This is a genomic window from Pseudomonas spartinae, from assembly GCF_965197125.1.
In the GTDB taxonomy this organism is placed as follows: Bacteria; Pseudomonadota; Gammaproteobacteria; order Pseudomonadales; family Pseudomonadaceae; genus Aquipseudomonas; species Aquipseudomonas composti_A.
Window position 1 is genome coordinate 336,472 of record NZ_CBDAMB010000004.1, and the last position, 25,999, is coordinate 362,470.

The 25,999-nt window shown below is 64.0% G+C and carries 23 protein-coding genes and 1 pseudogene; 12 read left to right on the top strand and 12 right to left on the bottom strand.

The annotated features are described in order from the left end of the window. From ACN8M7_RS12320 to ACN8M7_RS12340, 5 genes are all read right to left on the bottom strand, one after another. Positions 1-342, bottom strand: a complete 342-nt coding sequence (locus ACN8M7_RS12320) for a DMT family transporter (RefSeq protein WP_061237685.1) — start codon at positions 340-342, stop codon at positions 1-3. A gap of 101 nt (positions 343-443) precedes the next feature. Next, on the bottom strand, positions 444-1,574 hold the full coding sequence (locus ACN8M7_RS12325; RefSeq protein WP_490260952.1) for an aminomethyl transferase family protein: 1,131 nt from the start codon (positions 1,572-1,574) through the stop codon (positions 444-446). A gap of 89 nt (positions 1,575-1,663) precedes the next feature. Then, the gene (locus ACN8M7_RS12330; RefSeq protein ID WP_490260953.1) at positions 1,664-2,692 is read right to left on the bottom strand and encodes a heme-dependent oxidative N-demethylase family protein; all 1,029 of its coding nucleotides are present in this window, start codon (positions 2,690-2,692) and stop codon (positions 1,664-1,666) included. 10 nt (positions 2,693-2,702) lie between these two features. Further along, positions 2,703-3,647 (bottom strand): PDR/VanB family oxidoreductase, encoded by a 945-nt coding sequence (locus tag ACN8M7_RS12335; RefSeq protein ID WP_490260954.1) that lies wholly within the window; start codon positions 3,645-3,647, stop codon positions 2,703-2,705. Next, positions 3,644-4,189 carry a dimethylamine monooxygenase subunit DmmA family protein gene (locus ACN8M7_RS12340; RefSeq protein ID WP_490260955.1) on the bottom strand — a complete coding sequence of 182 codons (546 nt, stop codon included), beginning with the start codon at positions 4,187-4,189 and terminating at the stop codon, positions 3,644-3,646. The genes ACN8M7_RS12335 and ACN8M7_RS12340 overlap by 4 nt, the downstream gene beginning before the upstream one ends. Before the next feature lie 492 nt (positions 4,190-4,681). On the opposite strand from ACN8M7_RS12340, the gene ACN8M7_RS12345 reads away from it, so the two are divergent. The 4 genes and pseudogenes from ACN8M7_RS12345 to ACN8M7_RS12360 all read left to right on the top strand — a co-directional run bounded on the left by ACN8M7_RS12345 (position 4,682) and on the right by ACN8M7_RS12360 (position 8,870). Further along, complete coding sequence (locus ACN8M7_RS12345) at positions 4,682-5,881, top strand: GGDEF domain-containing protein (protein WP_490260956.1); 1,200 nt, start codon at positions 4,682-4,684, stop codon at positions 5,879-5,881. 600 nt (positions 5,882-6,481) lie between these two features. After that, positions 6,482-7,468: pseudogene (locus ACN8M7_RS12350) on the top strand (nitrate- and nitrite sensing domain-containing protein); the annotation flags it as partial. Further along, on the top strand, positions 7,460-8,326 hold the full coding sequence (locus ACN8M7_RS12355) for a methyl-accepting chemotaxis protein (protein ID WP_490261021.1): 867 nt from the start codon (positions 7,460-7,462) through the stop codon (positions 8,324-8,326). The pseudogene ACN8M7_RS12350 and the gene ACN8M7_RS12355, both read left to right, overlap by 9 nt. A gap of 76 nt (positions 8,327-8,402) precedes the next feature. Continuing rightward, positions 8,403-8,870, top strand: a complete 468-nt coding sequence (locus tag ACN8M7_RS12360) for a GNAT family N-acetyltransferase (protein WP_490260957.1) — start codon at positions 8,403-8,405, stop codon at positions 8,868-8,870. Between the two features lie 898 nt (positions 8,871-9,768). Here ACN8M7_RS12360 and ACN8M7_RS12365 read toward each other — a convergent pair. The 4 genes from ACN8M7_RS12365 to glnT all read right to left on the bottom strand — a co-directional run bounded on the left by ACN8M7_RS12365 (position 9,769) and on the right by glnT (position 14,330). Beyond that, positions 9,769-11,094 carry an FMN-binding glutamate synthase family protein gene (locus ACN8M7_RS12365; RefSeq protein WP_490260958.1) on the bottom strand — a complete coding sequence of 442 codons (1,326 nt, stop codon included), beginning with the start codon at positions 11,092-11,094 and terminating at the stop codon, positions 9,769-9,771. 30 nt (positions 11,095-11,124) lie between these two features. Further along, positions 11,125-11,808, bottom strand: a complete 684-nt coding sequence (locus ACN8M7_RS12370; RefSeq protein WP_061237676.1) for a GltB/FmdC/FwdC-like GXGXG domain-containing protein — start codon at positions 11,806-11,808, stop codon at positions 11,125-11,127. 160 nt (positions 11,809-11,968) lie between these two features. Further along, entirely contained in the window at positions 11,969-12,871 is a 903-nt protein-coding gene (locus ACN8M7_RS12375) for a class II glutamine amidotransferase (protein WP_061237675.1), read from the bottom strand. Between the two features lie 124 nt (positions 12,872-12,995). Then, the gene (gene glnT, locus ACN8M7_RS12380) at positions 12,996-14,330 is read right to left on the bottom strand and encodes a type III glutamate--ammonia ligase (protein WP_490260959.1); all 1,335 of its coding nucleotides are present in this window, start codon (positions 14,328-14,330) and stop codon (positions 12,996-12,998) included. A gap of 244 nt (positions 14,331-14,574) precedes the next feature. Between glnT and ACN8M7_RS12385 the strand changes: the two genes are divergently transcribed. The 3 genes from ACN8M7_RS12385 to ACN8M7_RS12395 all read left to right on the top strand — a co-directional run bounded on the left by ACN8M7_RS12385 (position 14,575) and on the right by ACN8M7_RS12395 (position 16,090). Next, entirely contained in the window at positions 14,575-15,174 is a 600-nt protein-coding gene (locus ACN8M7_RS12385) for a helix-turn-helix domain-containing protein (RefSeq protein ID WP_061237673.1), read from the top strand. A 123-nt stretch (positions 15,175-15,297) separates the two neighbouring features. After that, positions 15,298-15,717 carry a MerR family transcriptional regulator gene (locus ACN8M7_RS12390; RefSeq protein ID WP_490260960.1) on the top strand — a complete coding sequence of 140 codons (420 nt, stop codon included), beginning with the start codon at positions 15,298-15,300 and terminating at the stop codon, positions 15,715-15,717. After that, the gene (locus ACN8M7_RS12395) at positions 15,701-16,090 is read left to right on the top strand and encodes a carboxymuconolactone decarboxylase family protein (protein WP_197432129.1); all 390 of its coding nucleotides are present in this window, start codon (positions 15,701-15,703) and stop codon (positions 16,088-16,090) included. The genes ACN8M7_RS12390 and ACN8M7_RS12395 overlap by 17 nt, the downstream gene beginning before the upstream one ends. A gap of 27 nt (positions 16,091-16,117) precedes the next feature. On the opposite strand, the gene ACN8M7_RS12400 is transcribed toward ACN8M7_RS12395, so the two are convergent. Beyond that, on the bottom strand, positions 16,118-16,660 hold the full coding sequence (locus ACN8M7_RS12400; RefSeq protein WP_490260961.1) for a thioesterase family protein: 543 nt from the start codon (positions 16,658-16,660) through the stop codon (positions 16,118-16,120). 107 nt (positions 16,661-16,767) lie between these two features. Between ACN8M7_RS12400 and ACN8M7_RS12405 the strand changes: the two genes are divergently transcribed. Further along, the gene (locus ACN8M7_RS12405) at positions 16,768-17,748 is read left to right on the top strand and encodes a GlxA family transcriptional regulator (protein ID WP_490260962.1); all 981 of its coding nucleotides are present in this window, start codon (positions 16,768-16,770) and stop codon (positions 17,746-17,748) included. A gap of 101 nt (positions 17,749-17,849) precedes the next feature. Here the strand turns inward: ACN8M7_RS12405 and ACN8M7_RS12410 are convergent, their stop codons facing one another. Continuing rightward, positions 17,850-20,363, bottom strand: a complete 2,514-nt coding sequence (locus ACN8M7_RS12410; RefSeq protein ID WP_490260963.1) for a sensor domain-containing protein — start codon at positions 20,361-20,363, stop codon at positions 17,850-17,852. 265 nt (positions 20,364-20,628) lie between these two features. Next, complete coding sequence (locus tag ACN8M7_RS12415) at positions 20,629-21,378, bottom strand: IclR family transcriptional regulator (RefSeq protein WP_061237667.1); 750 nt, start codon at positions 21,376-21,378, stop codon at positions 20,629-20,631. 110 nt (positions 21,379-21,488) lie between these two features. Here ACN8M7_RS12415 and ACN8M7_RS12420 point away from each other — a divergent pair, with 110 nt between their 5' ends. The 4 genes from ACN8M7_RS12420 to ACN8M7_RS12435 all read left to right on the top strand — a co-directional run bounded on the left by ACN8M7_RS12420 (position 21,489) and on the right by ACN8M7_RS12435 (position 25,989). Further along, a complete protein-coding gene (locus tag ACN8M7_RS12420) occupies positions 21,489-22,781 on the top strand; it encodes an NAD(P)/FAD-dependent oxidoreductase (protein ID WP_490260964.1) in 1,293 nt (430 codons plus the stop codon). 228 nt (positions 22,782-23,009) lie between these two features. Further along, a complete protein-coding gene (gene purU, locus ACN8M7_RS12425) occupies positions 23,010-23,873 on the top strand; it encodes a formyltetrahydrofolate deformylase (protein WP_061237665.1) in 864 nt (287 codons plus the stop codon). Further along, the gene (gene folD / locus ACN8M7_RS12430) at positions 23,870-24,745 is read left to right on the top strand and encodes a bifunctional methylenetetrahydrofolate dehydrogenase/methenyltetrahydrofolate cyclohydrolase FolD (RefSeq protein ID WP_490260965.1); all 876 of its coding nucleotides are present in this window, start codon (positions 23,870-23,872) and stop codon (positions 24,743-24,745) included. Before purU ends, folD begins: the two co-directional genes overlap by 4 nt. A 5-nt stretch (positions 24,746-24,750) precedes the next feature. After that, positions 24,751-25,989, top strand: coding sequence for an FAD-dependent oxidoreductase (locus tag ACN8M7_RS12435; protein ID WP_490260966.1), 1,239 nt, complete (start codon positions 24,751-24,753; stop codon positions 25,987-25,989). Positions 25,990-25,999: the final 10 nt, after the last annotated feature.

The window sequence follows — 25,999 nt, forward strand, 5'->3', positions numbered from 1 at the left end:
TCAGGTCAGTGGCTCGGGAGCGAAGAGTTTCAGGCCGACAATGCCGGCGACGATCATCACCAGGCACAGGCTGCGCAATAGGTTCAGGCTCTCGCCGAGAAACAGCGCGCCGTAGGCCACCGTGCCCAGGGTGCCGATGCCGACCCACACCGCGTAGGCCAGGCCCAGCGGCAACTCGCGCACCGACAGGCTCAGCAGGTAGATGCTCAGCGCCAGGAAGAAGCCGCAGTAGAGGCTCGGCCACAGACGAGTGAAACCGTCGGTACGCGGGATGATCGAGGCGTAGAACACCTCGCAGATACCGGCCAGCAGCAGAAAACCCCAACCGTTCAACCAGGCCATCGCCATCTCCTTGCACTGAAGGCACAGCGGGCCATGTCTCTATGACCCGCCTTGCCCGCGAAAACTCGTCCGCGCCGACTCCCGGCAACAGCCCCTGACACTCAGCCCTTGGCCGTGCGCTTCTTCTTCTCCGGATCATCGAACGGCAGGCTGTGGGCGATGGCGCTCACCGCCAGACTGCCCTTCACCTCCAGCGGCGCGCCCTGCTCGGCATAGGGCACGTCCATACGCGCGATGGCCATGGACTTTCCAGACAGCCGCGAGTACATGGCGCAGGTGATCACCCCCACTTGCTTGCCGTCGGCCCACAGGGTGTCGCCCGCCTCGGCCGCCTTGTCGCCGTCGAGCAGCACGCCGAAGATCTTGAAGCGCTCCTTGCCTTGCAGGCGGCGATGCTCGTTGGCGCCACGGAAATCGCCCTTGGTCGGCGACACGGTGAAGTCCAGCCCCAGCTCCCACAGGGTGTCGCCGGCCGGCTGATCGGCGAAGGGGTACATTTCGGAGTTGTCGTAGGGGAAGAACAGCAGGTAGCTCTCCACCCGCAGCCAGTCCAGTGCGGTGAAAGCGCAGGGGATGATGCCCAGGCCCTTGCCCTGCTCCAGGATGCGGTCCCAGATCGCTGGCGCGTCGGCGGCCTTGCAGAAGATCTCGTAGCCACGCTCGCCGGTGTAGCCGGTGCGCGAAATCATCACCGGGCGGTCGAACAACTTGGTCTGCAGGTGATGGAAATACGCCAGCTCACGAATGCCCGGCACGTGCTCGGCGAGAAAATCCACCGCCAGCGGGCCTTGCAGCGACAGGTCGTGCAGATCGTCGTCGAACAGCACCGCCACCTGGCGGCCCTGGGCCGAACGCAGCAGCATCTCGTGACCGTTGCCGGAGCCGTGCACCACCATGAAGGCGTTGGGGCCGGTGCGGTAGATCACGCAGTCGTCGACGAACTTGCCAGTCTCGTTGAGCATGGTGGCGTAGACGCTCTTGCCTGGGTAGACCTTGGCGATGTCGCGGCTGGTGGCGTACTCCAGCAGGCTCTCGGCATGCGGGCCGACGTAGTGCACCTTCTTCAGCCCGGACACATCCATCAGCCCAGCACGGGTGCGGATAGCCTCGTGCTCGTCGGCCAGGTCGCTGGCGTAGGTCCAGGCCGTGCCCATGCCGCTCCAGTCCTCGAGCGTGGAACCCAATGCGCGGTGACGCTCGGCAAGGGCGGAAATACGCCAGGAATTGGCCATGGTGGTTCTCCTATCGAGTGCGGTTGGCCTGCACGCAGGCGAGTGGTTCTGTTTCCCCTCCCCCATTTGTGGGAGAGAGCTGAGTGGAATCAGGCGGCCTGGGCCTGCGGGTCGAACTGGCGCAGCCAATCCACCACGGTCTGGCGGTAGCGGGTCAGGCCCTTGTAGTCGGCGATTTCGTCAGGCAGGTCGCGCAGCACGCGGTGCAGACGGCAAGCCCAGGCCGGATTTGTGGCCAGTTCTTCCAGGCTGATCAGGTAGGTGCGGATGCCGAACAGCAGCGCATTGCTGCGTGGCAGGCGCGGCATGAACTGCAGCTCGACGCGCAGGTGCACCAGGCGCGCGACGTTTTCCGCCGTCACCAGGCCGCGCTCATGGCCCCATTCGTGGAAGGTCTCCGAGGAGGTGTCCAGGCGCGGGTTGATGGTCATGGTCCAGTTCAGCCGGCGCACCGGGTGGCCAACCTGGATGTTCAGCAGGTACTTCAGCGCGCGCTCGAATACCCCGAGCTGATGCGCCACGCCGGGCACCGGCGCATGCCACTGCTTGAAGCTCATGCCAGCGTCGAACTTGATCGACCAGTCCGCCGGGCAGGTGACCATACCGGCATCCATGAACAGGTCGCCGTCGCGCTGATCGAGCACGGCGAAGTCGCCCTGCACCTGACGGGTGATGTATTCCAGCGGCTCGAACGGCAAGCTGCTGGCATCACCGAAGGTGAAGCGCTGCTCGATGCCCAGCGGGCGGTTGATCCACAGCCACTGGTCACCGTCACGCTCAAGGGCGAAATGCTCGGGATAATCGGTGGCAAGGTGCTCCATCAGCATTTCCAGGGTGTCCCAGGCGGCCAGGGCCATGTGCGGCATCACCAGGCAACGATCCGGGTCTTTCTCCAGCACGCAGGCGCGCTCGGCCATCTCCGAAAGGTAATGCTCGTCGATATCGAACCAGTGCTCGAACACCGAGCCCGGCTCACGCGGCGTGGCCGGCTCGATGTTGACCGAGTACATGTAGCTGTCTTCGGGAAACGGAAAGGGAAAACGAGCGATGGCCTGCGGGCTGTTGCTGAAGGTGAAATCGTCCCGGTAGGTTTCCAGCGGTTTCATCACGACGGACATGGCGGACTCCTCAGAGGTCGAGCAGCAGCGTGCCGGAGCAGCCGCCACGGGAAACACAGGGCATCAGCGTGGCACCACGCTGCTGCTCATCCAGGTAGTGGTCGCGGTGTTCCACCTCGCCGCTCAGGTAGCGCGTGGTGCACTGCCCGCACACCCCACCGCGGCACAGGTTGGGCACCTCGACACCGGCTGCCTCCAGCGCTTCGAGCAGGCTGTGGTCACCCGGCACCTGCAGGCGCCGACCACTGCGCGCCAGCTCGACGCTGAACGGCTGACCCGGCTCCGGCGCGGCGAAGGCTTCCCAGTGCAGGCGTCCGGCCGACCAGCCATGGGCGGAGGCAAGCAACTTGAGCTCATCGAGCAGGCGTTGCGGGCCGCAAACGTACAGATGGCTGCCAAGCGGCTTGGCGCTGAACAGATCGGCGCAATCCAGGCGCTGGCCGGCAGCGGCGTCGTAGCCATGGAAACGCTCGCCCAGCCGCTCGCGCAACTCGGCGGCGTAGGCGTCGGTGAGGCCACTGCGGTAGGCGTAGTGCAATTCGAACGAAGCGCCTTGCACCTCGAGCTCGGCCAGGTAGGCCATGAACGGGGTGATGCCGATGCCACCGGCCACCAGAATGTGGTGACGGGCCTGCGAATGCAGGGCGAACAGGTTGCTCGGCACACCAATCTGCAAGCGGTCGCCGACCCGCACCTGCTCGTGCAGATAGCGCGAGCCACCGCGCGAGGCGTCCTGCAGGCGCACGGCGATACGGTACAGGCCGCTGTCACGCGGATCGCCCAGCAGCGAATAGGCATTGCGCAGGGTGCGGCCCTCGATGGGCAATACCACCTGCACATGGCTGCCGCAGGAAAAACCCGGCAGCGCGCCGTCGAGCGCGGCGAAGCTGAACTCGCGCACCACCGGCGTCAGCTGGCGCACCTCGGTGACCTGTACCTCGATCATCGCGCTCATGCCGGCACCTCCGCTGCATAGGGGCTGTCCGGGTCGATGCAGACGCCCATGTAGGCGCCGAGACGCTGGGAGAAATGCTCGCGGACGAACAGCTTCACCCGGCATTGGCCGCAGCTGCACTCGCCCTCGCTGCCGATGTCCTGGAAATGCCCGCAGTGCACGCAGTACAGGCGGCGGCGTGCGCCCTGCTTGAACAGCTCGATCTCGTCACCGAGCAGGCCGGCCTGTCGCGCCAGGCGATGCACATGCCAGAGAAAGCTCTCATCGCCGCAGACGTACAGTCGGGTGCCGGCCTCGGCCTGCTCCAGCAACATCTGCAGGTGCAGGTACAAGGCCTCGCTGCTGGGCAGACTCTCCTGCTCGGTACTGCCCGGCAGCATCTCGCCCAGGCATAGCAGCAAGGTCGGAGCTGGATCGTCGAGCAGCGCAGCAGCCAGATGCGCCTGCTGGGCAACCACGACACGGCGGCTGGCCGGATGCGGAGACGCCTCGGTGGCATAACGCGGGGTACTGAACAGGGGTTCGGCACTGGATGCTGTCATCGGAAAACCTCCCGGATAAACGCAGGACGATGGTCGGTTTGCCCCAAGCAAATTCCCTTGGAGAACTTTTTGTTCTCATGAAGAAAGCATGGACTGTGCCATTTCCGTCACCCCACGCCAGCGCTGGCGCCACACGTTTCAGGCGCTGCAGGCCCTTGAACGGCTGCACAAGCACGGGGCAGAACGCGCCGTCGCAGCGCACACAGGCCTGAGCTGAACAGAGCACTTGAGCGGTGAAGAAAACACCCATCACACCCGAGTAAAAAAACCTGGGTATTGGTCAGGACAAGACCTCTGCGGGGCAGAAGCTGCGTTCAGCCAACTGATGGGGTTCGGTTAAAAAATGCTGCCAACTGCTCATCCAGCGGTAGCTACTGGCGTAATAATGGCGTTACCTTGCAAGCCCAGCGCGTAACGCCAACACTTCGACAGGCGCGCGGCAAGTTCTATCTCAGTGGCATCTGTCATCTACCAGCAAAGGAACCAGGCACGATGGGCGCCTCCGAGTCAGGCAAAGCCTCGTTCAGGCAAACCGGTCGAGTGATCCCGGCTCACTTGCACGCGGCCTATCAGCGCTACGTCGTCCAACAGCATGGGCGTTTCCTGCTGGCGATCAACTTCATCGCGATGATTGCCTACGACCTCTACGTTTTCGCCGATGCCTTGCTGATCCCCGACATGGCCTGGGAGTCGCTGGCGCTGCGCATAGGGTTGAGCCTGATTGGCCTGGTCAACATCTATCTGGTGTTCTGGCGCTCTCGCAACGTGTTGCTGATGGACATGCTGATGCCGGTGCACGACATCATCTCCACCATCGCCTGGTTCGAACTGCTCAAGCGCAGCACTTCGCCCGACGTGCCCACCTTCGTCTATGCCTCGGTGGTGTTCATCATCCTGGCCAACCTGGGCGCGCGTTACAGCTTCCGAGGCATCCTCGCCTGCTCCAGCGCGATCTCGGCCATCATTCTGTACAACCTGTGGCTGCTGCATGACGGCCAGAGCAAGCCGCTGCTGGTATTCAGCATTGCCTACCTGCCGGTGCTGCTGTTCAGCCTGTTCATCAGCTGGACCAACATCAGTGGCGTGCGTCTGGCCTTTCTCGACGATCAGGAAAAGCAGCGCCAGCGTGATGAACTGGCCGCGCTCAATCAGCGCCTGAGCGAGCAAGCCAGTACCGACGCACTGACCGGCGTAGGTAACCGCCGCGCCTTCGACCTGGCATTGCAGGAGCATTGGCAGCAGATGCAGCGCAATGGCCGCCCCTTCTCCCTGCTGCTACTGGACATCGACTTCTTCAAGCCCTTCAACGATCACTACGGTCATCAGGTGGGCGACCAGTGCCTGCGCCACGTCGCCGACTGCATCAGCAACAGCCTGCGCCATGGCCAGGGCGAGATGTATCGCTACGGCGGCGAAGAGTTCGTCATCCTTCTACAGATCACCGATGCCGACGAGTTGAACACGCTGGCCGAACGACTGCGTGAACAGGTGGCCAGCCTCGCCATCGAACATCGGCACCGCCCCGATGCGCTGAATCGGCTGACCATCAGCATTGGCGCCAGCACCACCCAGGCCGCCGGCGTACACCAGGCTCAGGACCTCTTCGCCCACTGCGATCGTCTGCTCTATCAGGCCAAGCAGCTGGGGCGCAACCGCGTGTGCAGTCAAACGCTGCAAGCCCAGGCTGTCTGAACAGGCTCACGGCGCTTGCCCGCGAGCTCGAGGCCCCGTTGGCATCCCCGCGCGCCATATCGCCACAAGATTGACGACAAAAAAACAAGCGCCACTACTCTCGATCAACAGAGCATCCCACCCGAACGCATAACCTATGCCCTGCGCTCCGACGGCCGAGCCTGCAACTCGTAGCTTCTGACCTAGACTCTCAGGAGAAAAATCGGAGCAAGCTTTTTGTTAGCGGTTCATTTGGTCATTGATTAAAGAAAACCACTGAACACGCGACAAAGCTCATAAGTCGGTTCAGTGAAGCGTCTGTTCAACACAGAAGCTGGCCTGAACCACTCCACCGATAGCGGCAACAGGTAAAGCGAACCATGCAATGGAGTGCACCCAGTCTTCCTAGAAGAAGCGCATCAAGGCCACTCGATAGCGGCCGTTTGCAATCGTCGTACAGCTCAACTGCCGACACTTCAACGATGACGACAAGGCTTGCTGACCATGCTTAAAAATGCCCCGCTGAGCGTGAAGCTCCTGCTCATACTGATCTTTCCCCTACTCGGCTTTCTGGCTTTCTCTGGCATGTACCTTGCCGGCAAGTACCAGACGCTGAGCGAGATGAACCGCACGCTGACCGCTAGCGCGACCGCGCAGAAGATCAGCACCCTGGTCACCGCCCTGCAGCGCGAGCGCGGCGCCAGTGGCGTATTCCTGGGCAGCAAGGGAACGGCCATGGCTGACGCCCTGAAGCAGTTCCGCCTCGATAGCGATACGGCGGCCAGGCAGATGCAGACGCTATCGGCAGATGCCACGGCAGGCCTGGAGCAGGTGCTGCAAGACCTTGAGACGATCAACGCCTTGCGTGAGCAGGTCGACAAGCAGGCGATCAACAGCGGCGAATCCGGTGCTCGCTATACCGACCTGATCAAAGCCCTGATCGGTTACACCCACTCGCTGGAGGCCAGCGTCAGTGCTCCGCAGATTCTGCGCGCTCTGGGCGCTCTCAACCAGTTCGTGGAGATGAAGGAGCGCGCAGGACGCGAACGCGCGCTGCTGGGCGTGGCCTTCACCCAGAACCAGATCAGCGCCGATCTGCTGTCACGCCTGAGCCGCAATCTTGGCGAGTTCTCGGCCTATCAGGACGCGTTCCAGCGCCGGGCAGAAGCAGACATCAAGCGCAAGCTGGACGAGGCGCTGCAGCAGCCCGCCGCGCAGGCCGCCAGCGACCTGCAGCGCAAGGCCCTGGAAACGCCGCTGGGCGAGGCGCTGAACACCAAAGCCGAAGACTGGTTCAAGCACTCGACCGCCCGCATCGACCTCATGTTGCAGGTGGAAAACGAACTGGGGCAGAACGTCGGCCTGCTCGCCAGCAGAGCCCACGAGGAAGCGAAGCACGGCCTGTGGCTGACCATCGCGATCATACTCGGCGTCCTGACTGCAGTCGTGGTGCTGTCCTTCCTGATCATCCGCAACATCAAATCGGCCGTCAGCGACGTCAACGACACCCTGGTCGCCTTGTCGAAACGAGACCTCACCGCCCACACCCACTACACGGGCCGCGATGAGTTCGGCGTGATCGCGCACAACCTCGACAACATGACGCAGCAAATCAGGGAGGTGATCCAGGCCATCGGCGGAGCCACTGCGCAGGTCGCCAACGCCGCCGAGCAATCGTCGACCGTAGCGCTGCAGACCAGCCAGCACGTGGCGCAGCAGCGCCAGGGCACCGACCAGGTCGCCACCGCAATCAACGAGATGAGCGCCACCGTGCGTGACGTGGCACGCAGCACTACCGAAGCGGCCGAGATGTCGCGTCGGGTCAATGACGACACCCTGCTGGGCAAGACCGAGATCGAGAACACCGTGCGCCTGGTGCAGGCCCTGTCGACCCAGGCCGAGCAGACCGCGCAGATCATCCTCGAGCTGAAGAACGAGAGCGACGCCATCTCCTCGGTACTCGACGTCATCCGTGGTGTCGCCGAGCAGACCAACCTGCTGGCGCTCAATGCCGCCATCGAGGCGGCTCGCGCTGGCGAGCAGGGCCGTGGTTTCGCCGTGGTCGCCGATGAGGTGCGCCAACTGGCGCAGAAGACCCAGGACTCCACCGTCAGCATCCAGCAGATGATCAGCAACCTGCAAAGCGGCTCCGACCGCGCCGCCAGCTCCATGCAGGAAACCCTGAACAAGGCTCAGGCCGGCGCCAGCAACGTGGTCAAGGCCGGCGAGTTGCTCGAACAGATCGCCGATGGCATCGCCAGCATCAGCGACCGCAACATTCAGGTAGCTTCGGCCGCCGAGGAACAGAGCCTGGTGTCGGAAGAGATCAACCGCAACGTCAACGACATCAACGACCTGGTCATCCAGGTCAGCGCAGCCGCTGAAGAGACTGCGCTGAATAGCCGTGAGCTGGCAGGCCTGGCCGATCACCAGCAGCAACTGGTCAGTCGCTTCAAGGTAGCCTGACAGGATCACGCTGCCGGCCTCGAACGAGCCGGCAGCCGGTCCACCTGAACGACCACCCCAAGCCCGAGCCCCTGCCATGCCAATCGAAATCCGCCCTGCACGAGCGAGCGACGCGCCCGCGATAAGCCGGGTGATCATCAGCGCCCTGCACGTCAGCAATGCGCGGGACTATGCACCCGAGGTGATTGAGCGGGTGGAGCAAAGCTTCAGCGTCGAGCGCGTCGCGCAGCTGATCGATACGCGCCAGGTGCTGGTCGCCGAACGCAACCGGCAACTGCTCGGCACCGCCAGCCTCGACGGCGAGGTTGTCAGAACGGTGTTCATCGATCCGCCGATGCAGGGCCAGGGCATCGGGCGCCTGCTCATGCTGGCCATCACCCGTCTCGCTCGCGAACAGGGTATCGCCGAGTTGCTCGTGCCCTCCTCGCTCACCGCTCGAGGCTTCTATCAACGCCTGGGCTTCGAGCTGCAACGAGAAGTCATCGACGGCGCCGAGCGCACCCTGGTCATGGCCCGCCGGCTCCAGGCCGAAGCGCCTTATTGAGGCCACTCGCCTGGCCGGGATTGGCGGGTGCCGTCGACGAACGTGAGCTGTGCAGAGAAGCGTCGTGGCTGAATCTCGCACTGACGAATAAAGATTCTTCGCGTTATCGCGGGGAAGATACGCTTGACATCGGACTGGCAATTACGTGTTAGCTGTCGATGACTTGGCACTCTCCATTAGCGCGCGGCCTGGTCTGATGGGTTTCGCCCCTTACGGGCGACTCACTTTCTTTGCTTGTGCAAAGAAAGTAAGCAAAGAAACACACCCCTGCATACGGCCCCGGCTGCGCCGGGGTTCCCTCGTTCCATCACCGCTCCAGGGGCACGCCGAGAAGGGCCATCCCTGGCCCATCACGGCTCTCGCGACATCCATGTCGCTCACCCCCTTCCACGGCGATTCCACTCGGCCTCCTGAAGGGGACTTAGGCGTCGCCTGTGAGATCGCACTTCAAGAGCAAAAGTCAAACGCTGCCGACTTTGATCTTGCGGAGATGTCGCAGGCTCGCGACCTGGTCCCCTTCAGCAGGCCGAGTGGAGGTGTTGCGTAGGGGTATGAGCCGCATGGATGCGGCGAAAGGCTTAATGGGCCAGGGATGGCCCATGTAAGCCGGCCCCCGGAGCGGCACCGGAGCGAGGGAAGTTTCGCGCAGCGAAACCCGGATGTCGGGGTGCCCTTCTTTGGCACACCTTTCTTGGGCAAGCAAGAAAGGTGTGGCGCCCGTAAGGGGCGCAATCCAAACGCTCAGCAGAGGCGGTAATGGATAGTGCTAAGTCAGTAAGCGATACGCACACAAACTTGCCAGTCCGGTGTCAACCCGCACTTTCCCCAAAATATGCAAAGAACCCAAAAAAGGCCGCAACACCAAGCGTTGCGGCCCTTTTTCATCTTGCTGAGCGGCTCAGTACTGCAGCTGCCCCGGAACCCAGTCGGTGCCGGCCAGCGGTACCCGGGCCATGGCCGCGGCCTCTACGGTCAGCGCCACCAGATCCTCGGGGTCGAGGTTGTGCAGGTGCGACTTGCCGCAGGCGCGGGCCATGGTCTGCGCCTCCAGCACCAGCACACGCAGGTAATTGGCCAGGCGGCGGCCGGCGGCGACCGGGTCGAGGCGCTTGGCCAGTTCCGGGTCCTGGGTGGTGATGCCCGCCGGGTCGCGGCCGTTCTGCCAGTCGTCGTAGTAACCGGCAGCCGAGCCGATGGCTTTCAGCTCCTCGTCGAGGCGCGGGTGGTTGTCACCGAGGGCGATCAGCGCGGCGGTGCCGATGGCCACGGCATCGGCGCCAAGGGCCATGGCCTTGGCCACATCGGCGCCGGTGCGGATGCCGCCGGAGACGATCAACTGCACCTTGCGGTGCATGTCCATCTCCTGCAGGGCCTGCACGGCCTGCGGGATGGCCGAGAGAATCGGGATGCCAACGTGCTCGATGAACACTTCCTGAGTCGCTGCAGTACCGCCCTGCATGCCGTCGAGGACGATGACGTCGGCTCCCGACTTCACCGCCAGCTTGACGTCGTAGTACGGGCGGCTGGCACCGATCTTCACGTAGATGGGTTTTTCCCAGTCGGTGATTTCACGCAGCTCGGCAATCTTGATCGCCAGGTCGTCCGGGCCGGTCCAGTCCGGGTGACGGCAGGCGCTGCGCTGGTCGACGCCGATCGGCAAGGTACGCATGCCGGCCACGCGCTCGGTGACCTTGATGCCCAGCAGCATGCCACCGCCACCTGGCTTGGCGCCCTGGCCGAGAACGATCTCGATGGCATCGGCCTTGCGCAGATCATCCGGGTTCATGCCATAGCGTGACGGCAGGTACTGGTAGACCAGGTGCTGCGACTGGCCACGCTCTTCCGGGGTCATGCCGCCGTCGCCGGTGGTGGTGCTGGTGCCAGCGATGCTGGCGCCACGGCCGAGGGCTTCCTTGGCCTGCGCCGACAGCGCACCGAAGCTCATGCCGGCGATGGTCACCGGGATATTCAGGTGGATCGGTTTCTTGGCGAAGCGGTTACCCAGCACCACGTCGGTGCCGCATTTCTCGCGGTAGCCTTCCAGCGGGTAGCGCGACATGGAGGCGCCAAGCAGCAGCAGGTCGTCGAAGTGCGGCAGCTTGCGCTTGGTGCCGCCGCCGCGAATGTCATAGATGCCGGTCTCGGCGGCACGCTGGATTTCCTGGATGGACAGGCGGTCGAAGGTGGCGGATTCGCGCAGCACCGGGGTGTTTTTTTCGCTCATGTGCAGTTCCTCTTCGGGCAGGGTGCGCGATCAGTACGCCGAGGCGTTGTCGACCTTGAAGTTGTACAGCTGACGGGCCGAGCCGTAGCGTTTGAAGCTGGCCGGGTCTTCGTCGAAACCGGCGCGATTGAGCAGCTCGGCAAGTTCTTCCAGATGCTCGGGGCGCATGTCTTTCTCGATGCAGTCCGAGCCCAGCGACTTCACCGTGCCCTTGACGTAGATGCGCGTCTCGTAGAGCGAATCGCCCAGCGCATCGCCGGCATCGCCACAGACGACCAGCCTGCCGGCCTGGCCCATGAAGCAGCTCATGTGGCCAATGTTGCCGCCGACCACGATGTCGACGCCCTTCATCGAGATGCCGCAGCGCGCGCCGGCATCGCCTTCGATCACCAGCAGGCCACCATGGGCGGTGGCACCGGCCGACTGCGAAGCGCTGCCCTTGATGCGCACCATGCCGCTCATCATGTTCTCGGCCACACCAACACCGACGTTGCCGTGGATGGTGACACTGGCCTTCTGGTTCATGCCGGCGCAGTAGTAACCGGCGTGGCCGTCGATCTCCACGCTCAGCGCTTCATTCAGGCCCACAGCCAGGTTGTGCTTGCCGCCCGGGTTGCTCACCACCCACTCGCGCTCGGTGAGGGTCCTGGCCTGCTCGTGCAGGGCCTGGTTCAGATCGCGCACGGTAGCGCTGGAAAGGTCGATGGTTTTCATAGTTATGTCTCCAAAAAGTGGAGAGTCGAATTCAGGCCGTCGCGAGCGCGCCGAGGGCAAGGAAGAACCGCAGCGAGCCGCGAGACAGTACGAGTAGTACGGCGAGCGGATCGTGAGGATCTGACGCAGCAATCGGTGTGCGCAGTAGGCCTGGAGCGACTCAAGCGCTGCGTTCCCAGATGTACATGGTGGCCGGCTCCGGCTCCCACACCTTGGCCTTGTCGATGCCCGGCAGGGTCGACAGCGCCTGGTATTCCGAGGCCATGGCCACGTAGTCGTCGGTCTCGGCGAGGATTGCCGGCTTGCAGGCGATGGGGTCGCGGATCACCGCGAAGCCGTCACGGGTGCCGATGGCGAAGGTGAAGAAGCCATCGAGATCCTCCAGCGAATGGTCGAGCGCTTGCTTGAGCGAATCGCCCTGGCGCAGGCGCCAGGTCAGGTAGCCGGCGGCCACCTCGGTGTCGTTCTCGGTCTCGAACTCGATGCCGTGGCGGCGCAGTTCCTGGCGCAGGCGGAAGTGGTTGGACAGCGAGCCGTTGTGCACCAGGCACAGGTCCTGGCCAGTGGAGAACGGGTGGCTGCCCTCCATGGTCACCGCGCTTTCGGTGGCCATGCGGGTGTGGCCGATGATGTGGCTGCCCTGCATTTTCGCCAGCGAGAAGCGCTCGGCGATGTCCTTGGGCAAGCCCATGCCCTTGAGGATCTCGATGCTCTGGCCGACGCTCATCACGCGCACGGCCGGCGCCAGTTCGGCGAGCACGGCACGTACCGCCGCCTCATCGGCATTAGTCTTGAGCACGGCGGCGCTGGCGTTCTGGAACCAGTCCAGCGAGCAACCCAGGCGGCCTTCCAGCTCACCCATCAGGGCCTTGAAGTCATAACCGGCGGTGGTGCTTTGCAGGGTCAGCTTGATCCAGCCGTCCTTCACCTCGTCGCCGTAGATGGCGAAGCCGGCGCTGTCCGGGCCACGGTCGGTCATGGCCAGCAACATGGGTTCGAAGAGCGCGCCGAGCTGGCTTTCCAGCGCCGGGTTCTTCAGATACAGACCTACGATTCCACACATAAGAGCAGTCCTCACTTCGTTCGCCAGCTGCGCGCCTCAGGCGGCCAGCTGACCGAGTTGATACGGGTGTCGCGCCAGCACTTGCAGCGCTTTCCTGGCGGATTGAAACGGGTGGCTTGGCACTTCAGAAGAATTCGGTGTAACGCTCGATCTCCCAGTCGGAGACGTGGCGGCTGTACTCGACCCATTCCATGCGCTTGAGCTTGAGGAACTCGTCGACCATGTCCGCGCCCAGCACCTCGCGAAACAGCGGGTCGGCCTCCAGCGCGTCGCAGGCTTCCTTGAGCGATTGCGGCAGGGTGTCGATGCCGCGCGCGGCGATCTCCTCCAGGCTCAGGTTGTAGAGGTTCTCGTTGCAGGCCTTGCCCGGGTCGAGCTGGCGGTCGATGCCATCGAGGCCGGCGGCGATGATCGCGGCGGTCACCAGGTAGGGGTTGCAGCCGGCGTCCGGCAGGCGAAACTCGATGCGCCCGTAGGGGATGCGCAGCATCGCCGAGCGGTTGTTGTCGCCGTAGGCGATGAAGGCCGGCGCCCAGGTCGCACCGGACAGCGAGCGCCCGACCACCAGGCGCTTGTAGGAATTCACCGTCGGCGCGGCGAAGGCGCACAGCGCCGGGCCATGGGCCAGCAGGCCGGCGAGGAAGTGATAGGCCAGCCTGGACAGGCCCATGCCGCTGGGGTCGCTGGCGTCATGGAAGAGGTTCTTGCTGGTGCCATTGCCGATCGACAGGTGGAAGTGCATGCCATTGCCGGCGCGGCGTGGATCCGGCTTGGGCATGAATGAGCAGATCATGCCCAGGTCGTTGGCGATCTCGCCGGCGGCCATGCGGAAGAAGGTGAAGCGATCCGCCGACTCCATGGCATCGCTGTAGGTGTAGTTGATCTCGAACTGGCCGCAGGCATCTTCGTGGTCGATCTGGTAGATGTCGAAGCCGACCGGCTGCAGCGACTCGGTGAGCTTTTCCAGGAAGGCGCGCGAACGCGACAGGCCCTTGTAGTCGTAGCAGGGCTTCTCCAGCTTGTCGCTGGCATCGACCGGGCGCAGCTTGCCCTCGGCATCGCGGCGAAACAGGCTGAACTCCGGCTCCAGACCGGTGTTCAGCGTCCAGCCACGCTCGCTCAGGCGCGCCACCTGCTGCTGCAGCACGTAACGGGTGTCGAACGGCCAGGGTTGGCCATTGACGTGGCCGATGCACACCACGCGGCCATAGCCCGGCTGCCAGGGCACCGGCATCAGCGTCGACAGATCGCCACGGGCCATGAAGTCCGGGCCGTGCGGCTCCATGCCCATGCCCCAGATGGCGAACCCGGCGAAACCGGCACCCTCCTCGGCCACGGCCTTGAGCCCCGCAACCGGCACCGACTTGGTCTTGGCCGCACCGTGAATATCGACGAACTGGGCCAACACGTACTTGATGCCGTGCTGGTCGATGATTTTCTGGGTTTCGCTGGGCAACATGGTTGGGGCCTCCGCTGGCGTCGCCATTATTCCGCTGGGGAATTTTAATTTCCCCAAAAGAAATGCAAGCAGCTTGCCAACCTGGTCCTTGCCGTTGGAAATCCCGCAAAGCCCCGCCATTCTTCTATCCGTGAAGGAAAGATGCTTTCATAGGAGGAAATTCCAACCGTGAAAATGCACCGAAGAAAGGCAGCCTGCACATTCTCAGTGCGAATTTTTTATTCACAAGAAGATAAAAGCACGCATGACGACCTCCACGGAAATCCCTCCTCGCCTCAAGCTCGAGCAATACCTGGGCATGCAGATTCGCCGCCAGCGCCAGGCACAGGAACTGAAGATCGCCGATGTAGCGCGTATCGCCGGCATCAGTCAGGGCATGCTGAGCAAGATCGAGAACGCCCAGGTCTCCACCAGCCTCGACACCCTCAGCCGGCTCTGCGACGTGCTCGGCATGCCCATGTCCAAACTGTTCAGCCAGTACGACCAGCAAGGTGGCAGCGCCTTGCTGGTGAAAGCCGGTGAAGGCCTCGAAGTGGTGCGTCGCGGCACCGACAAGGGCCATACCTATCGCCTGCTCAACCACACCCGTGGGCCGAAGAAGAGCTTCGAGGCCTACATGGTCAGCATGGACGACGCCAGCGAGGAGTTCCCCACCTTCGCCCACCCCGGCACCGAGTTCCTCCATCTGCTCGAAGGCGAGCTGGTGTACCGCCACGGCAACCAGCTGTACCCGATGCAGGCCGGCGACAGCCTGACCTTCGACGGCGAAGTACCGCACGGCCCGGAAAAGCTGGTGCAGGTGCCGATCCGCCTGCTGTCGATCATGAACTACGGGGCCGATTGAGCGGCGTCGCGCAAGCCCCCCTGGCCCTGAGTGCGCCGCCTGCCGACCGGCCAGCGCGCACGCAATGGGCCATCCCCTCGAAGCGCTTGACTTAGAGCGCGCTCGAACCTCTAGGCTGCCTCCATGGAATCACATCTGAGCATCGACGAAGTCGCCAAACGCACTGGCTTGAGCGCCCACACCCTGCGCTACTACGAGCGCATCGGGCTGATCGCGCCTGTGGCCCGCGCTGCCGGAGGGCAACGCCGTTATGCGGCTTCGGACCTGGCCTGGATCGAATTCCTGCTGCGCTTGCGAACCACGCGCATGCCTATCGGCAAGATGCAGACGTTCGCAAAGCTACGTGGCGCTGGGGACTCGACGGTCAAGGATCGTCGCCAGATGCTGGAGGGGCACTTAACGGACGTCCTTGCAGAAATCGAGGCGATGCGCCAGGCCGCGAGCGCACTGCAGAGCAAGATCGAGCACTACCGCTCGCTCGAGCAGCCCTCGGCGCCGGACTCAATCTATGAGGAAGGACATGCCGATGAACGCCAACGATGATCGCTACACCCGTGGACTCGCCAAACTGCGGGAAATAGACGGCCACGCCGGAGAGCAGGTGGTGGAAAGCCTGGCCGCCATCGCCCCGGACTTCGCCCGCTATCTGATCGAATTTCCCTTCGGCGACATCTACTCCCGCCCCGGGCTGGATCTGAAAAGCCGGGAAATTGCGGTGGTCGCGGCGCTGACGGCGCTTGGCAATGCCGCCCCGCAACTCAAGGTGCATATCCAGGGCGCACTCAATGTCGGCGTCAGCCGCAGCGAAGTGGTCGAGACCATCATGCAGATGGCGGTCTATGCCGGCTTCCCCGCGGCCCTCAATGGTCTGGCTGCGGCCAAGGAAGTCTTCGCCCAGGCAGAACCGGCGCGCTGATCGGCGCCAGCCTGAGATACCCCAGGTCTAGGCCCGCTCGGTTTCCCGCAGTTGCTGGCTCAGCCCGTCGCAACTGCTCGACCACTGCTGCAGCCATTGCGGCAAGGGTGGCGACTGCTCATCGAGGCCAAGCTCACGGGCGAACTCGGCGGGCGTGACATTGCCTTTGGGCCCACGGAACAGCCCGCGCATGATCACCACGGCGATCACCCGCTGATCCTTGACGAAGCGGTGCTCGACGAAGCTCCACCTGTCGTCCCAGCCGAGCATGCGCGTGTGCACCTCGAAGCGCTCGAACAGCCTCAGCTCGCGGCGAAACTTGCCGCAAACATCGCCGACGATGGGCAATGCGCGATGGCGCAGGGCCACGCGAAAAGCGCCGCTGCGCAGCACGTAATCCATGCGTCCGACATCGGCCAGGGTGAAGTAGCGACCATTGGTGACGTGCCGATTGAAGTCCAGATCCAGCGGCCAGACCCGCATGCGCACCACGGTGGTGGCGAGCCCTGGCACCGGCTTGCGCCAGGGTCTGCGCAGCAGCATCAGCAGAAGACGAAACCATAGGTTCATACGACGAACACCTGTTTGAATGAGAGTGCCGCACTCTAAGTAGGGCGTCTGCAGTAAAGTAGGTGCAGAAATGACTAATACCATGCGACTTACGCAAGAGACGCTTCATGCATATCACCCTGCTCCTGGCTGAACACAGTTCACTGGCCAGCGCCGCGCTGGCCCTCGAAGTGCTCGATGCCGCCAATCGCTTCGCCCTGCCAGCCCCTGCACCCTTCACCCTCAGCGTGGCCTCGCTGAACGGGCAAGCGGTGGCCAATGCGCTGGGGCGTGCCATGCCGGTAGAGATGGCGCTGAACGCAGTGGAGAAAACCGACCTGGTGCTGATCCCCGGCTTTCTCTTCAGCCTGCGCGAGGCCCTGCCCACCTTCGCGCACTATCGCGGCTGGCTGCGCCAGCAGCATGAGCAGGGCGCGGTCATCGCCTCGATGTGCACGGCCACCTTCATGCTCGCCGAAGCCGGACTGCTCGATGGTATCGAAGCCACCACCCACTGGGCCTTCGCCGACCTGCTGCGGCGCCGCTACCCCAAGGTTCAGGTGGACGAGCGGCGCATTCTTTGCGAGGACGGGCGGATGATCAGCAGCGCCGGAGCGAGCGCCGCGATGGACCTGTTGCTGCACCTGATACGCCGCTTCGCCTCGCGCGAACTGGCCCAGCAATGCAGCCGCTACCTGTTGATCGACAACGTGCGCAGCGAGCAGTCCGTCTACATCAGCTGGTCGATGCCCCGCAGCCATGGCGACGAAGCGGTCCTGCGCGTGCAGGACTGGATGGAGGCGCACTTCGCCGAGCCCTGCTGCATCGACGACCTGGCCACGCGCTTCGGTTTCGGCGTGCGCAACTTCAAGCGCCGCTTCAAGGACGCCACCGGCCACACGCCGCTGGCTTACCTGCAGGCCCTGCGTCTGGAAAAGGCCAAGGAACTGCTGGAAACCACCCGCCTGAATTTCGAGCGGATCACCAGCCGGGTGGGCTACGAGGACAGCAACTCGTTTCGTCGCCTGTTCTGCCAGCGCGTCGGTATCTCGCCGGCAGCCTTTCGCAAACGCTTCCAGCGCATGCCAGGTAACGCTGAGCAAGCCTGAGCCGTTGCTTACAGCAAGCGCCGAACGGCTGATCGGCAGAGACCAATGTGCAAAAGTAGCGCCTTGCCTGCCGCCCTCGGCGGCCTAGCCGGTAACGCCATTCAGGCGCCAGTTTGCCGGGCGCAGGTCTGACTCAACCAGCGCTGCAGATCCTCCGCCGAAAGTGGTCTGGAGAACAGATAACCTTGCCCGACGGGATAACCCTGTTCGCGCAGCAGCCGATGCTGGGCTTCGTTTTCCACCCCTTCGGCCACCACCGTCAGATGCAGGCTCTTGCCAATCCCCAGAATTGCACTGCTCAGGGCACGAGTCGCTTCGTCATGCTCCAGGTCGAAAACGAAGCTGCGGTCGAGCTTCAATTCCGAGATTGGCAGTCGCCGCAGGTAACTGAGGCTGGAGTAGCCGGTACCAAAATCGTCCATCGACAAGCGGATGCCCTGCCGATGCACCTCATCGAGGACCTTCATGGTGCTGGGGTTGCTATCGAGCAGCATGTTCTCGGTCAGCTCCAGGGTCAGATCCTCTGGTTGCAAGGCATTGGCCTGCAGGGTCGTAGCCAGGAAGTTCGGCAAATCGAGGTTGTGGAAACTGGTCGGTGACAGGTTGACCGATATGGTCGGCACATGCAGCCCTGCGGCGCGCCACGCGGCCAATTGCCGGCAGGCCTCCTGCACGGCCCAATGCCCCAGTTCGACGATCAGGCCGCACTCCTCGGCCAGGGCAATGAAACGCACGGGCGGGATGTCCCCCAACTCCGGATGCGTCCAGCGCGCCAGTGCTTCGACGCCATAGAGACCGCCACCGACCATATCGATCTGCGGCTGGTAATGCAGGCGCAATCCATCGTGCTTGATCGCCTGGCGCAAGGCGCTTTCCATCTGCAGGCGTTCCTGGGCCAACCTGTTGATTTCGCTGCTGTAGAAATGGAAGCGCCCTCGCCCGCTGCTCTTGGCCTGGTACATGGCCATGTCTGCGCGGCCCATCAGCGTCTCCATGTCACGCCCATCATTGGGATACATGGCGATGCCGATACTGCCGGAAACCTGCAAGCTGGTACCGATCAGGGTGAATGGCTCCGCCAGCAACTGCAGCAGCCGCTCGGCCACCGCAGTCACGTCGTTGGCATCGCAACCTGGCAATACCACGACGAATTCATCACCTGACTGCCGCCCGGCGATGTCCGACTCGCGCAGCACGCTCTGGAGGCGCGCCGCGACCTGACGCAGCAGGTCGTCCCCGGCCGAGTGCCCGAGTGAGTCATTGACGTGCTTGAAACGATCGAGGTCGATGAACAACACCGCCAGGCACTCACCCTCGCGTGTAACAGTGGCGATGGCCTGATCCGCACGGGCCTGCAGCAGGCTGCGGTTCGGCAGGCCGGTGAGGGCATCGTAGAACGCCAGTTGGCGTATGCGCCGGCGTGTCTGCTCGCGCTCCAGCGCCAACCCGCACAGATGCTGGCAAGCCTCGACCAGGCGCCTGTAGAACTGCATCGAGCAATCCTGCGGCGAGCGCCGGAAGTAAAAGGCGAAGGTGCCGACGACCCTATCCTGGGCATTGAGCACAGGCGCCGACCAGCACCCCCGGAACCCCAGTGGCAGGATCAGATCTCGGTAGTCGGCCCAGAGCGGGTCACTGGCGATGTCATCGACCCAGACAGATGCCTTGCGCCAGGCCGCCGTCCCGCATGAGCCGACTGATGGCCCGATCGCCACGCCATCGAGTTTCTGCTGGTAGTCCAGCGCCAGGCTTGGCGCCGCCAGGGGGTGTAGCAGGCCATTCTCGTCCACCTCGAGAATCGAGGCGACCACCTCGGGAGCAATCCGCTCGACCTCTTCGCAGATCAACTCCAGCACCTCGGTCAGCGGACGCTCGCGGGCCATGGCCTCCATGACGCTGTGCTGCAACACCTCATGCATCTTGGCCTGGGTGATGTTGGTCAGGATGGTCACCGTCAGCTGCCATTGTCCGACCTCGTCCATAATCGGGTTGCTGATGCTCTTGACCCAGTAACGCTGCCCGTCCCTGCCCTCGACGATCTCCTCACGCTCCACGGGCAGGCCTGCTGCCAGCGTGTCGCGATACTGCTGCGCATACGCGGCGTCCTTTTCAGGAGCCAGCAGGCGAATGGGGCGACGCCCCAGCACTTCCTCTGCCGTCCAGCCAAACATCCGACAGAAACCGGCATTGACGTAGACGATGTAAGGGTTCGCATCGCTGATCACCACAGCCGAATCGCTGGCGTCGGCCACCAGCGACAACCGCCTCAGATGCTGTTGCTGCTCCTGCTCGTGCAGCAGCCGCACGGTGATATCGATGGCGACCTGGAGGATCTGCCGCACCTGGCCAGTTTCATCCATGACCGGCATGTAAGTGGTCTGCAGCCAGCAACTGCGGCCATCCTGACGCAGGCGTTCGACCTGCCCGCTGTAGGCCTCGCCCGCACCCAAGGGTTGCCAGAAACGCTTGTGCGCCGCCAGCTCGGCGCAATCGGCATGGCAGAAGAATGAATGATGCCGCCCTTCGACCTGCTCCGCGCGATAGCCGAACAGGGCCAGATAGTTGTCGTTGGCGCGCACGAGCTGGCCATCGAGGGCAAATTCGGCGATGGCCATGACCCGTTCCAATGCAGCCCATTGCGCATCGAGCAGTGTCTTCAAAATGATCGAACTCCACGGCTATACAAACAGTGCGGTGACATAAACCAGGGTTTGCAGTGGAACAAACCAAATGCAGCGCTGCTGTCTCTGCGACTGCCAACGCCTTGCCGCGAGACTGATCAGCGCCCGTCCTTTCGGCGTCATACCCATCGATTAAGCCTAGATCATCGCGTCGTGGCTGCTCGTAGACGAAGTGCCGCAGCAGCCTACAGGCTTGCGCTCAAGGGTCGCGCAACCACTGCGCCTCCTCTTTCATCACTTGCGCCAATGCCTGGCGCCGGGCGTCGGTCATGCGCGGTCGGGCCAGCGCGCAACTGAGGGCACCGAGCGGCTGACCATCGCCATCGAGAATCGGCACCGCCAGGCCGGTGTAGCCCGGCAGGCGCTTGTCCACCAGACCACTGGCGTAACCCAGGCGCTTGACGCTGGGCAGGCTGGCGGCGATGCGCTCGACGTCCAGGCCATAGTCCAGGCGCAGTGTGGCGGCGTTGTGGGCGAGGATGTCGTTGCGCTCGGCGCGGCCAAGCCAGGCCAGCAGCACCTGCGAGGCCTGGCCGACGCCCATGGGGATGCGCCCGCCCACCGCGCCGCTGTAGCTCTGCACCGGCAGTTGTCCGGCCAGCATGTCCAGGCACAGCAACTGATGACCGTCTGCCACCAATAAAAAGAAGGTATCGCCAAAGCGTTGTGCCAGGCGCAGCAGCACCGGCCGGGCCCGCTCGCGCAGCGCGCTGGCATTGCCGGCCTGGGCGCCGAGGGCGAACAGTTCGTAGCCGAGCACGTAGCGCCCGCGCTGCTGCGCCCCACGCACGAAGCCCTGCCGGCGCAGGTACTGCAGCAGGCGGTAAGCGGTGGCCTGCGAACAGTCGGCGGCCTCACGCAACTCGGCCAGGCTGGCGCCCTGCCGGCCGGCAGCGGCGATGACGCGCAACAACAGAAACGCTCGTTCCAGGGTCTGGGTGCCGCCCATGGCATTTCTCACATATTGATAAAAGAAAGCGGACGGATGCGATGCAAATTGCACGCCTTGGGGGCCGGCGCATGCTCGCCGACATCGCAGCGCAGCCCGAGGAAAGGTGCATGTACCCACAGATCGAACAGGTGACCAGCGACAAGCTGCCGGAGAGCACCGAGGTGGCCATCATCGGCGGCGGCATCATCGGCGTCAGCACGGCCTACTGGCTGGCCCGCCGCGGTATCGCCGTGACCGTACTGGAGAAGGGCCTGATCGGCGCCGAGCAGTCGTCGCGCAACTGGGGCTGGTGCCGCAGCATGGGCCGCGACCTCAGCGAAATCCCCCTGGCCATGGCCAGCCTGCAGCTGTGGGATCGCTGGCAGACGCAGCTCGGCGAAGACCTGGGGTTTCACCGCAGTGGCGTGCTCTACGCCTGTGAAACGCCGCGCCAACTGCAGCAACAGGCGCACTGGCTACAGGCGGCCAGCACCCATGGCGTGCAGGCGCGCCTGCTGGAGGGTGCCGATCTGCTCCGGGTGATGCCTGAAGGCGCCGCTGCCGGCTGGAGTGGCGCACTGCATACGCCCAGCGATGGCCGCGCCGAACCGCACCGCGCCAGTGCAGTGATCGCCCGTGCGGCGCAACGCCTGGGCGCGCGCATCGTCACGGGCTGTGCGGTGCGGGGGTTGGACATCACGGCCGGCAAGGTCGCCGGGCTGTACAACGAACAGGGGCGCCTGAACTGCAGCAGCGTGGTGCTAGCTGGCGGCGCCTGGTCGACGCTGTTCTGCGCCAACCTCGGCCTGCGTCTGCCACAACTGAAGGTGGTGGCCTCGGTACTGCGTACCGCACCGATGGCGGGTGGCCCGGAACTGGCGGTCGGCGCCAGCCGCTACGCCTTTCGCAAACGCGCCGACGGTGGCTACAACATTGCTCAGCGCAACGGCAACCTGGCGCCGATCACCCCGGACAGCTTTCGTTACCTCGGCGATTTCCTTCCGGCGCTGAGCCAGCAGTTTCGCGAAGTACGCCTGCGCCTGGATGGCCGTTTTCTCGAGGAACTGCGCCAGCCCAGGCATTGGGCCATGGACAGCGCAAGCCCATTCGAACGCTGCCGGGTACTCGACCCACGCCCTTGCCCGGCCATCCTGGCCGAAGCACGCGAAGCGCTGGCAGGCGCCTTTCCCTTCTTCCGGCAGATTCGCGTGGAGCAAAGCTGGGCCGGGGTGATGGACGTCACCCCGGACGCCATCCCGGTGATCGGCCCGGTCGAGCGACTGCCAGGGCTGTTTCTCTCCACCGGTTACTCCGGCCATGGCTTCGGCATCGCGCCAGGTGCCGGTCATCTGCTCGCCGACCTGATCGATGGCAGCACGCCGCTGGTCGATCCACGCCCCTTCGCTTACAACAGGCTCTAGGCCTGAGTGGTGGCCACGGAGCGCCGATGCGTGCGCGTGGCCACCACTCGTCTTTTATTTCTTGAAAGGATAAAAAAATTCCCCACAGGCATGGACACGCTTTGTTCATTCACTTATAAAAATCACCAGCACGAAAAATAGATTACTCACAGTTAATTTTATTCATGGACGAACATCCATTTCATTCATAAAGATTTTCCTGCCGCCGCCCCCAGCAGAGGATTCGCCATGCACGCCAAGCACCCATACGTGATCAAGATCAGTTGCCCGGCCACATCCGGCATCGTCGCCGCCGTAACGTCCTTCCTCGCCGACCATGGTTGCTACATCAGCGAAATGGCGCAGTTCGACGACGAAATCAGCGGCGCCTTCTTCATGCGCGCGGTATTTCGCTTCAACGAAGGTTTAGCCGGTGATATCCAGCAGATCGAGGACGGCTTCGTCGAGGTCGCCGAGCGCTTCGAGATGAGCTGGGAGCTGCACGACACCACCGAGCCGACGCGCGTGCTGCTGATGGTCAGCAAGTACGATCATTGCCTGGCCGACCTGCTCTATCGCCACCAGAAGGGCGAGCTGCAGATGACGATCACCGCCATCGTCTCCAACCATCTCGACCTGCGGCCAATGGCCGAGCGCGAGGGTATCCGCTTCATCTACCTGCCGGTGACCAGGGAGACCAAGACCCAGCAGGAAGCCGAGCTGCTGAAGATCGTCGACGAAACGCGCACCGAGCTGGTGGTGCTGGCGCGCTACATGCAGATCCTCTCCGACGATCTGTGCAAGCAGCTGTCGGGGCGCGCCATCAACATCCACCACTCTTTCCTGCCCGGTTTCAAGGGCGCCAAGCCCTATCACCAGGCCTTCGACCGTGGCGTCAAGCTGATCGGCGCCACCGCCCACTACGTCACCTCCGACCTCGACGAAGGCCCGATCATCGAGCAGGAAGTGCAGCGCGTGGACCACAACTACACCCCCGACGCCCTGGTGGCGGTGGGGCGCGACACCGAGACGGTGGCCCTGTCCAAGGCGGTCAAGTACCACCTCGAACACCGCGTGTTCCTCAACCACGACAAGACGGTGATCTTCCGATGAGCGCGCAACTGATCGACGGCAAGGCCACCGCCGCACGCGTGCTCGCCGAGGTCGCCGCTGACGTCACCGCACTCAAGGCCCAGGGCATCGAACCGGCGCTGGCCGTGGTGCTGGTCGGCGATGACCCGGCCAGCCAGGTCTACGTGCGCAACAAGGTGCTGCGGGCGAGCGAAGTGGGCATCCGCTCGCTGGAATACCGCCTGAGTGCCGACGCTAGCGCCGAGGCGGTGCTGGAAGTGGTGGCAGCGCTCAATGCCGACGTCTCGGTCAACGGCATTCTGGTGCAGTTGCCGCTGCCGGCGCATATCGACGAGACCCGCGTGCTGCAGGCCATCGACCCGGCCAAGGACGTCGACGGTTTTCACAGTGAGAACGTCGGCGGCCTCAGCCAGGGCCGCCCGGTGCTCACGCCCTGCACCCCGGCCGGCTGCATGCGCCTGCTGCGCGACACCCTTGGCGACCTGTCCGGCAAGCATGCCGTGGTGGTCGGCCGGTCGAACATCGTCGGCAAGCCGATGGCGGCGCTGCTGCTTGCCGCCAACTGCAGCGTCAGCGTGCTGCACTCGCGCAGCGTCAAGCCGGAGAAGCTGTGTGGCCAGGCCGACATCGTGGTCGCCGCCGTTGGTCGCCCACGGATGATCGGCGCCGACTGGATCAAGCCCGGCGCGGTGGTGATCGACGTCGGCATCAACCGCATCGAGGACGACGGCCGCTCGCGCCTGGTCGGCGACGTCGACTTCGACGCCGTGCGGCAGGTGGCCTCGGCCATCACCCCGGTGCCCGGCGGCGTCGGCCCCATGACCATCGCCATGCTGATGCACAACACCTTGCTCGCCGCCCGCCAGCAACACGGCCTGACGGCCCAGGAGTAATCGCAATGCCCCTTGCCCTGCTCAAGTACGGCCTGTCCTCGGAATACCCCGTGGAGGTCGACCTGCCTGCGCCTAAGGAACTCAAGCCGGCGTATGACGTGGTCATCATCGGTGGTGGCGGCCATGGCCTGGCCACCGCCTATTACCTGGCCAAATACCACGGCGTGACCAATGTCGCGGTGCTGGAGAAGTCCTACCTCGGCGGTGGCAACACCGCGCGCAACACGGCGGTGATCCGCTCCAACTACCTCACCAGCGAAGGCGTGCGTTTCTATGCCGAGTCGGTGCGGATGTTCAAGGAGCTGTCCAACGAGTTCGACTTCAACATCATGTATTCCGAGCGTGGCCAGCTCACCCTGGCGCACACCGACGCCACCGTGCGTGCCTTCCGCCAGCGCGCCGAGGTCAACAAGCATTTCGGTGGCCGCACCGAGATGCTCGACCGCCAGCAGATCCGCGAGCTGGTGCCCTGCCTCAACCTCGACCCCGGCCATCTGCCGGTGCTCGCCGGTCTCTGGCATATCGACGGCGCCACCGCCCGCCACGACGCCGTGGCCTGGGGCTACGCCAAGCAGGCGGCCAAGCGCGGCGTGGAGATCCACCAGCTCACCGAGGTGCAGGACTTCGTCGTCGAGCACGGTAAGGTCACGGCAGTGAAGACCAACCGTGGCACCGTGCGCTGCGGCTGTGTGGTGCAGGCGGTGGCCGGCGCCAGCTCGCTGCTGATGAACAAACTGGGGATCAAGGCACCGATCCACACCTACCCGCTGCAGGCCATGGTCACCCAGCCGTTCAAGCCCTTCCTCGATCCGCTGGTGAGCTCCAGTGCGCTGCACTGCTACGTGCAGCAGACCAGCCGTGGCGAGATCGTCTTCGGCGGCGGCTCCGACCCCTACCCGCTGTACAACACGCGCTCGACACTGGATCTGAAGGAAAGCCTGCTGGCAGCAGCCATCGAGATGTTCCCCTTCATGGCCGGCGCCAGGCTGATGCGCCAGTGGGCCGGCAGCACCGACATGACCCCGGACTACAGCCCGATCATGGGCCTCTCGCCACTGGACAACTACTACCTCGACGCCGGCTGGGGCACCTGGGGCTTCAAGGCCACGCCGATCTGCGGCAAGACCATGGCCGAGCTGGTGGCCACCGGCAGGCCCCCGGCGCTGATCCAACCCTTCGCCCTCGAGCGCTTCTCCACCTTCCGCCAGGTCAACGAGATGGGCGCCACGGCTGCCAGTCACTGAGGTTCGCACC